Here is an 8568-nt window from a genome sequence, read left to right as displayed (position 1 = left end):
AAATATCGAAACTTGATAAGGTTAGGAATTAAGAAATACAAAGCATGGCAATATGCGAACTCCCGAAAGGGATACTGGAGAAACTCCAAAAGCCCTGCCTTAKACCAAGCCTTAAATAATGAATACTGGTTTAAAGCTGGATTAAAGCAATTATCAAACATTGTTTCATAAACTTTCGAACCGCCGTATACCGGACGGTACGTACGGTGGTGTGAGAGGACGGGGGTTAATCACCCCCTCCTACTCGATTGTAATAAAAGGAAGCGTAAATTTTGGCACTTAGATAATTGTCTAGCTCCAGCGCCTAGCCAGTTTTCATCCTTGAATTAACTTCTTCGAATATCTTGCGAGAAGCGTAGTTTGAGCAGCTCGAGTCATAAGCCACTCCAAAATTGAAGGCAAAGAACGCCTTCTATTCTGGAGCGTCTTATGCTGGTCGGGGCTAAGCAAGGCGCTTCCGCTTTTCGTAATTTTTTAAGATTTAAGAGTTTGTCTTCCACCAGTTTTGTTAAGGATGTCCCCATTATGATGGTAAGTGCAAAAAAAGATGATATTGTAACAGTCCATATCAGGAAAATCCGCGAAAAAATAGAAAACGATCCTTCCAATCCGCTGTATATTGAGACCTTATGGGGAGCGGGTTACCGCTTTAGAGGGGAATAGCAGGCTATCCAAAGCTGCCATCAGGTTTTTATATTTTCCAACACTGCTTTATAATAAAAACCAGGATTGAACAATTTGTTGGAGAGCCTGGTTCTTTTTCTGCCTGGGCCATCGTAAAAATTTGATTAAGTGGTTATTGCAGGCCGAAATGACTTCAAAAGAGCTGGAGGAAGATATGAAAGACTGGATTTTTACGTTCATGGAAGAGCATGGTTACATCGGAATTATGCTGGTTATCGCTTTGGAAAATTTATTTCCGCCCATTCCGTCCGAGATTGTCCTGCCCTTTGGGGGATTTATGACGACCAGGACCGGATTGACCGTTCCTGGGGTTGTGCTCGCCTCCACCCTTGGTTCAGTCATTGGAGCCATTATTTTGTACAGTATTGGAAGAATCGTCAATGTGGACCAGCTTGAAAGATTCATAGGCCGCTGGGGACATATCCTAAGAGTCAGCAGGAAGGATGTTCGGACGGCTGAGGGCTGGTTTATAAGATATGGAAACTGGACAGTGTTTTTTTGCCGCCTCATTCCGGTAGTCCGCAGCCTGATTTCGATACCAGCGGGGATGGCCAGGATGGGCCTTGCCTCTTTTATCCTCTATTCGACAATGGGTACCCTTGTGTGGAATACAATATTGGTCAGTCTGGGTGCTTTTCTAGGCGCCTCCTGGGAAGAAGTGCTGCAGTATGTAGAAGTTTATAAAAACATTTTCTACCTTTTATTTGGAGTTTCTTTTTTGGCTGCCGCGGTCTGGTATATAAAGAGGAGACGAAACTTCAGGTAAAAACAGGAGATTGACAATTACTTCAATCTGATTTATTTTAAGTAAGGAACGAATTTAATAGAAGCCCGTTAAAGGGGAGTAGCAGTACAATAAAAGTCGTCATGACGAGAACTTGTTCTCCGGCTTTGTTGGCAACAATTCTGTTGTTTGCAAGACCTTTACTTACACTGTAAAGGTCTTTTTCTGTTCTTTTCAAGGCCTTTGCCCGTCCGCGAGCAAGGGTCTTTTGCTTTTCCGGGCTCAAAATCGGCTATTTTAATAGTTTACAGGGGAGGATTTATTCATGGAAATCGCATTATTGCTCGAATACGGCTGGGTACTCCTTGTCCTGGTCCTGATGGAAGGCCTCTTGGCTGCGGATAATGCACTTGTTCTTGCGATCATGGTACGGCACCTGCCGGAAGAACAACGCAAAAAAGCATTGTTTTACGGACTGGCGGGAGCTTTTGTTTTCCGCTTCGCTTCCCTCTTTGCCATTTCCTATCTTGTTGATATTTGGCAAGTCCAGGCAATTGGTGCACTTTATTTATTGTTTATGGCGATCAATCATATTGTCAGGAAACTGGTTAAAGGAAAGGCAGAGGAAGAACACGAGGAAGAGAAGCCTAAAAAGAAAAGCGGTTTTTGGGTGACCGTATTTAAAGTTGAGCTCGCCGATATCGCTTTCGCAGTTGATTCAATTCTGGCGGCTGTAGCTCTGGCCATGACGCTTCCTAATACACCTCTTCCCCAAATTGGCGGAATGGATGGCGGAAAATTCCTTGTCATTTTTGCTGGAGGAATGATTGGGGTAATCATTATGCGTTTTGCGGCAGGGTTGTTTGTCAAGCTTCTGGAAAGAAGGCCTGGACTTGAAGTTGCCGCTTTTGTCATCGTCGGCTGGGTTGGGGTAAAACTGGCTGTCCTGACGCTGTCCCATCCTGCATTGGGCATTATCAGCGAACATTTTGCCCATTCAACCGCCTGGAAGGCAACATTCTATATTGTCCTGATTGGCATTGCAGCAGGCGGATGGTTCCTGTCAAAGGACCAGGAAGAAGAACAGAAAAAATCACATGTTTCCTAGTTCAAACATGGATGAAGATAAGCTGCAAAAGGGCAGGCCATTATCTGGCCTGCCCTTCGTTGTGGATACAAGTCTTGAAGTGCTGCTTCACATTTTGGAATAGAAATTCTGGGTGTAATAAGGCTGTGACTGGGCATTGAAGTCCACACCCACGCCGAGCAGCCTAAAATCCGATTTTAGGATGTTTTCGCGGTGACCCAGCGAATTCATCAGTCCTTCGTGTGCAAAAATGCTGCTCGACTGGCCGTATGCCAGGTTTTCCCCAGCCACCGAAAAGCGGATGCCATCCTCTGACATTCGGTCAAAGGGTGACTGCCCTTCAAGGTTCGTATGATTAAAGTAATTGTTTTCAGCCATATCGCTACTATGCCGGCGGGCAGTCGAGCGCACCCTCTCATCCCATTCAAGCGGCTGAAGGCCATGCTGCACTCTTGCCGCATTTGTCAGGTCAAAAAGCTGTAATTCATAGCCTTCTTTTAAATCCCCGTTTGGCTGTGTATAGAAATCCTTTCTTTGGTCTTCCATTCCTTCACTGATCACCTGGATGGCCGTAACCGTGTTTCCCTTATGCTTGTCATAGAAAATCGATACATAACTGCCGTCAAGCTGGTACAAGTCAAACTCGCGGTCCTCATTCAGCTGATAGACAGTAAACCCTTTTTTTATTTTATCCATCGATTGTCCCAACTCGCTGCGGACATACTCCTGGGGGCTTCCGTGGCGGATTCCGCTGGTGGACGAAATAAGCTCCTGGTTTGTAAAGGCACCGGCCACCTGATTTTTATCATCATAGGCGAGCATCAGAAAGTTCCGGTAATCCTGGTGGTAGGCATGCCATTCTGTTCCATATTCATTAGTAGTCGACCGGACAGGGCTGCCAAGCCTGCTTTCCACCGATTCTTTCGTATCGCCCAATTCGATGTTAGCAAAAGAAAATGACCGTTCCGAAGGGAGAGAGAGTTCAGAAGCTTCAGGTGGCTTTTTTTGGACAGGGTCATCCTGCTCCTGTAGGCGTTCCAAGGTAGTTTTCAGCATGAGGGAGAGCCTCGAAACTCCATCAGTCAGCTGATTAATAGAATCGTCAATTCCTTCTGGATCAGAACTGGCGGTATACTCCGATTTTAGCGATTCCTGATCTGCCGGCTCCTGGAGGATTTTTCCCTGAAGGGAGGGCCAAGATGTATATAAAAACAACCCTGCAATTATGATTAGAATTAGCCGCAATTTTCTTCCTCACTTTCTTGAAAGGAGAGTCTATTCCTTCACCATCATACCCAAATTGCAGCAAGGGGCAAACCTGCCTGGAGCATGGGGAAGGTTCTCCTCCTCTTATTGCGGGAGCAGAACCTATCCACTATTATCAACTTTTGTATGGGACAATGTAAAATCCATCTTCTTCCGACCATTCGGCACAGAAGATATTTTTGATATTGCTTTGGCCCTCTTCCCTAAGGGACTCCTTCAGCCATGAAGAATCTTTCCCGATTTCCTCCAGGCCATCCTCCACGACTTCTCCTTCATCCACCAATAAAATTGAAGGATTATTTTCTGAGGCCTTGATGCCCATCGCTTCAGGGGTAACAGGTTCGTACTTGCCAAACCTTTGCACACTTAAGCCTCCGCTGGTTTCTAGATAGGCATTCTTTACTTCACTAACGCTGAATACTCCATTCTGCCTTAATAATGTACGCAGCTGTTCCATCTCGAGATGGTTTTTCTGCATGGCTTCTACATTGAGCTCGCCTTCCACGATAATATGGGATTCCTTTCCTTTAAAAATAGAGCGGAAGAAATTTTTCTTTTTAGCGAGTATTTCTATAGTATAAATAAGGACTCCCCATAAAGCTGCAGAATAGGCAAGGTGGAGCGGAGAGACTTTCTCATCGTAAATGGATTCCTCTACAATGCCTCCCAATATAATCGCATAGATAAAATCAAAGGGAGTAACCTGTGCCAGCTCCTTCTTACCCATCAGGCGGGTGACAACCAGCAAAGTTACTAATCCCACGACCAATTTTACTGTAATGGACAAATACACTTAAGGTTCCTCCTTTCGCTTTTAGCCTCTATTCCCCTTTTTCCCCGTTCCATGCATATTCCATAATTTTTAAAGAAGAGAGAAGGCACTGTGGGCCAGTTCCAACTCTTGATCAAAAAATTGCATGAACCCGAATAAATGCCTGGCAATCCGGGAATGATGAAGATATGGAAGGACTCCGGGCTGCAGGCATAAGTTTGCTCAGCTTATGGTGAAAACCAATCCTTGCCAAGGACTTGATAATTCTTTTAAGGTCTGTTATTATGAAATAGAATTATTTTTGTTCGGTATGTATAGGAAGAAAAAGTTTTCGCCTGGATATCACTTAGAGCAAGAATAGTAATAAAATGTGTGGTATTGCACACTAGGAGGCAACAAGCATGGAAAATGGTAAAGTAAAATGGTTTAACGCAGAAAAAGGCTTTGGTTTCATCGAGCGCGAAGGTGGAGATGACGTATTCGTTCATTTCTCAGCTATCCAAGGCGAAGGCTTCAAGACTCTTGAAGAAGGCCAAGAAGTAACTTTTGACGTTGAGCAGGGAGCTCGTGGACCACAAGCTGCTAACGTTCGCAAGAACTAATTAAACCAACCAAAAACAGACTCATTTCGGGTCTGTTTTTTTATTTTGCCGAAAAGCTAATCGCCAGCATAATAATTACTTGACGGTATTTTTAATGAGGACTACACTAAAATACATATGACAAGCTGTCAAATAAATTAAAATAAGGAGCTGCACATGAAGCTGAAATCATTTATTCCGTTCCTGATTGCCGTCCTGCTTTTGTCTGCCTGCGGGCAAGGAGGAATGGGCGAGCCAGTCACCTTGTTAAACCAGGACAAGGAAGAAGTCACTTTCCCAACAGGAAAGCCTGTTGTTTTCTTTTTCATCACTTCGTACACCTGAGGAGTCTGCCAACAGCAGCTAGTTGAGCTGCATTCAAACCTCGAGGAACTGAAAGAATTGGATACCGAAATGTATATTATCAGCAAGGACAAACCGGAAAATCAGCTTGAACTCTATAGCCAGCTGGAGGATTATTTTGGCGAAAGCCTGCCGTTTGTATCAGATGAAAAGCTTACAATGATTGACCATATGGACATGAAGAATGGGGATACGGCCTATAGAGGATATGCCTTGATCGATGGTAAGGGCGAACTAGTCTTTAAAACCGTCAATGACTTCTGGGGAGAGCAATTCGACAAAACCCTGGCTGAGATTAAGGACGAGCTTAACAAGCTGGAGAAATAGGGACTCTTCCCAAAAAGTCTAGACTGTGCTATTCGCCTGTTATCAGATCAAAAGAATGCTTGGAGAAGACTCCAAGCATTTTTTTGTGCATATTTGCCCCCCGATAGAACAAGGAAACAAGTATAGAGAAATTTTTTGGCATTTGTAAAAGAAAATAAACGGAAAAATTCCTTTTAAATTGGGAAATACCAACATTTCCCGGAATATAAGGGGAGTTTTTCCGTCTATATTCAATTAAACCTTAGTTTTAGGCCAATATTAGAGGAGTTAAGCGGAATTTTTCCGCTTATTTTTGCTTCTTAAGCCCCTGTTATGTAACTTAACCGGAATTCCTCCGCCTATGAATTCCTTGCGTGGACGAATAAAACACATAGTCTGCTGGAAAATAAAAAAAGGACTTTGCGAATGCAAAGTCCTTTTTTTAGATGGAGAATAGGGGGCTCGAACCCCTGACCTCTTGCATGCCATGCAAGCGCTCTCCCAGCTGAGCTAATCCCCCGTACTGTTGTGTGCCAGGTACAAGAATGATTATATCTGCTAATTCGGGATGATGCAAGAGGAATTTAGATAAAAAAATATTTAGACTTTTTGTTGAAATACAAAGAGGGAGGGCATCCTGTTACAGGCTTTCGATCTTGACCCGCTTTATTCCATCAACAACCGAAACAGCTTCATATACATCTGTTGTTTGCCTGCGGTAATTAACGGTCACAAGAAGCTGTACAGACTGGCCGCCTTCCTCCAGGTCTTTAATCCGAACCTTTTTAATCGAGATTTTTTTCTCTTTTACCTGGGCGAGAACAACAGAAAGCCCTGTTTCCTGCTGGACATTGAACTCCAGCAGTAGTTCCTTCTCCCTTAGCTGCCTTGGCCCAATCAAGCCCATAAGAAAAGGCATGAATTCAACACTGAAGATGAGAAGTGCCACACCTGCGATAGCTTCCATATAAAAGCCGGCCCCAACGGCGATCCCAATCCCGGCTGCTCCCCAGATCATTGCGGCCGTGGTTAAGCCTGAAATGGTATCGTTGCCTCTTCTTAAGATAACCCCGGCTCCAAGAAAACCGATTCCGGATACAATCTGTGCGGCCAAACGGAGGGGATCCATGGTAATATTAATGTCGTCGTCCCCTGGAAACATATAGGCAGACTCAATGGATACAATGGTAAGCAGGCAGCTGACGATGCAAATCACAAGGCTTGTTTTTAAGCCGACGGGTTTTCGCTTCAACTCGCGTTCGAGTCCGATAACCAATCCCAGAAAAGCGGAAAGCCCCAGCCTGATCATAATTTCGGAGTTAATCGCATGGATAATCATATAAATCCCACCTAACGGAAAGTATGGAACAAAGAAGAAAATATGTCTGAATTCACTATTTATTGTACTCTATAAAATATTATACACTTTCAATAACTTGAAAGGTGGAAGGAGAAGAAGGTTGATTTGGCAAAATTAAAGGTTAATCCTTATGTTGTGCTTGCGATAGGGATAGCAGCTGTTTCCACATCTGCGATACTTGTCAAAGTATCGTCTGCGCCATCAGGTGTCATTGCGTTTTACCGGCTTTTATTTTCAGTGCTTTTTATGCTTCCGGTCTTTATATTAAAATATGTCCGCGAACTTGGTTTTATAACGAGGCGGGATTGGGGKTTTTCAGTGCTTTCCGGGATCTTCCTGGCCTTTCATTTTATCCTTTGGTTTGAATCTTTAAACTTTACTTCAGTTGCCAGTTCGACCGTCCTTGTAACACTGCAGCCATTATTCGCCTTCGCAGGAACTTATATCTTTTTTAAAGAAGTACTTTCCGCGAAGGCGATATTTTCCGGGCTTCTGGCTGTGTTAGGGAGTATAATCATTGCTTTTGGAGATTTCCGGATAAGCGGCAGTGCATTTTGGGGAGATATGCTGGCCCTGGCTGCCTGCGCCCTGATCACCTTCTATCTAATGTTTGGGCAGTCAGTGCGAAAAAGAGTGTCCCTGGTCACCTATACTTTCATTGTGTACTCCATCAGCACCATCACTCTTTTTTTCTATGTGCTGCTTAAGGGCGAACCACTATTGCCTTACCCTTCCCAGGATTGGCTTTACTTCATCCTGCTGGCGCTAGTACCCACTCTTTTGGGCCATACCCTGTTAAATTGGTGTGTAAAATGGTTAAGCACCTCCACTATATCTGTTGCCATTCTTTTTGAGCCGGTGGGTGCCGCTTTGCTGGCGTACTATATTCTGCAGGAAACAGTGATGTGGACCCAAATTGCCGGAGGTTTGATTATAATAGCAGGGATTAGCCTCTTCCTAATGGACGAGCGGAAAATCCGGCTGAAACGTTTGGAAACAAAATCAGGCCCCGTCTAAAAAAACAATCCCTTGCATGGGATTGTTTTTTTGTATAAAAATTATATTGAAAAAGTGAAATCCGCGTGGTATATTTTAAATCTGCTCCAGGTCAGGAGACATTCCGATAACGGTCTTTTGATGAACGTTGAAAGAAATTATCGAATGATGTTGACAGTGGTCAGCCAGCATGTTATATTATTAAAGTCGCAGTGAGCGGCGCAATGATTAATTGCTCTTTGAAAACTAAACAAACAAGCGTCAACAAACAATAATATTCATGGCTTCTATTATAGAAGTACATGAGCCAACGTTTTAAATTATGAGCTTACTCATACTCTTTATTGGAGAGTTTGATCCTGGCTCAGGACGAACGCTGGCGGCGTGCCTAATACATGCAAGTCGAGCGGACTTGAGGGAGCTTGCTCC

The 8568-nt window shown here is 43.9% G+C and carries 8 protein-coding genes, 1 tRNA gene and 2 pseudogenes; 7 read left to right on the top strand and 4 right to left on the bottom strand.

Annotated elements, in window-relative coordinates:
• Window positions 1-549 precede the first annotated feature (549 nt).
• The 3 genes and pseudogenes from ADU22_RS24060 to ADU22_RS00425 form a co-directional block, all read left to right on the top strand.
• Window positions 550-663, top strand: a pseudogene (locus ADU22_RS24060) (winged helix-turn-helix domain-containing protein); the annotation flags it as partial.
• Between the two features lie 175 nt (window positions 664-838).
• On the top strand, window positions 839-1450 hold the full coding sequence (locus ADU22_RS00430; protein ID WP_053364404.1) for a DedA family protein: 612 nt from the start codon (window positions 839-841) through the stop codon (window positions 1448-1450).
• A 283-nt stretch (window positions 1451-1733) separates the two neighbouring features.
• Window positions 1734-2516 carry a TerC family protein gene (locus tag ADU22_RS00425; RefSeq protein ID WP_053360386.1) on the top strand — a complete coding sequence of 261 codons (783 nt, stop codon included), beginning with the start codon at window positions 1734-1736 and terminating at the stop codon, window positions 2514-2516.
• An 87-nt stretch (window positions 2517-2603) separates the two neighbouring features.
• Here ADU22_RS00425 and ADU22_RS00420 read toward each other — a convergent pair whose 3' ends face one another.
• A complete protein-coding gene (locus ADU22_RS00420) occupies window positions 2604-3740 on the bottom strand; it encodes a CAP domain-containing protein (protein WP_053360385.1) in 1137 nt (378 codons plus the stop codon).
• A gap of 136 nt (window positions 3741-3876) precedes the next feature.
• The gene (locus tag ADU22_RS00415; protein ID WP_053360384.1) at window positions 3877-4554 is read right to left on the bottom strand and encodes a DUF421 domain-containing protein; all 678 of its coding nucleotides are present in this window, start codon (window positions 4552-4554) and stop codon (window positions 3877-3879) included.
• 380 nt (window positions 4555-4934) lie between these two features.
• Here ADU22_RS00415 and ADU22_RS00410 point away from each other — a divergent pair, with 380 nt between their 5' ends.
• The 3 genes and pseudogenes from ADU22_RS00410 to ADU22_RS00405 all read left to right on the top strand — a co-directional run.
• Window positions 4935-5135: a cold-shock protein gene (locus tag ADU22_RS00410; RefSeq protein ID WP_043932249.1), complete on the top strand. Its 201-nt coding sequence runs from the start codon at window positions 4935-4937 to the stop codon at window positions 5133-5135.
• 156 nt (window positions 5136-5291) lie between these two features.
• A complete protein-coding gene (locus ADU22_RS24855; RefSeq protein WP_197280003.1) occupies window positions 5292-5459 on the top strand; it encodes a hypothetical protein in 168 nt (55 codons plus the stop codon).
• Between the two features lie 15 nt (window positions 5460-5474).
• Window positions 5475-5804: pseudogene (locus ADU22_RS00405) on the top strand (redoxin domain-containing protein); the annotation flags it as partial.
• Between the two features lie 426 nt (window positions 5805-6230).
• On the opposite strand, the gene ADU22_RS00400 reads toward ADU22_RS00405, so the two are convergent.
• Both ADU22_RS00400 and ADU22_RS00395 read right to left on the bottom strand, forming a co-directional pair.
• Window positions 6231-6303, bottom strand: a tRNA-Ala gene (locus tag ADU22_RS00400).
• Between the two features lie 120 nt (window positions 6304-6423).
• Window positions 6424-7122 carry an MgtC/SapB family protein gene (locus ADU22_RS00395; protein WP_053360382.1) on the bottom strand — a complete coding sequence of 233 codons (699 nt, stop codon included), beginning with the start codon at window positions 7120-7122 and terminating at the stop codon, window positions 6424-6426.
• Between the two features lie 126 nt (window positions 7123-7248).
• Between ADU22_RS00395 and ADU22_RS00390 the strand changes: the two genes are divergently transcribed.
• Window positions 7249-8160, top strand: a complete 912-nt coding sequence (locus ADU22_RS00390; RefSeq protein WP_053360381.1) for a DMT family transporter — start codon at window positions 7249-7251, stop codon at window positions 8158-8160.
• The last annotated feature ends 408 nt before the right edge of the window (window positions 8161-8568 follow it).

The sequence above is a fragment of the Bacillus sp. FJAT-27251 genome, from assembly GCF_001273925.1.
In the GTDB taxonomy this organism is placed as follows: Bacteria; Bacillota; Bacilli; order Bacillales; family Cytobacillaceae; genus Mesobacillus_B.
The sequence above is the reverse complement of the archived record's forward strand: the minus strand, read 5'-3'. Positions and strand labels throughout refer to the sequence as shown.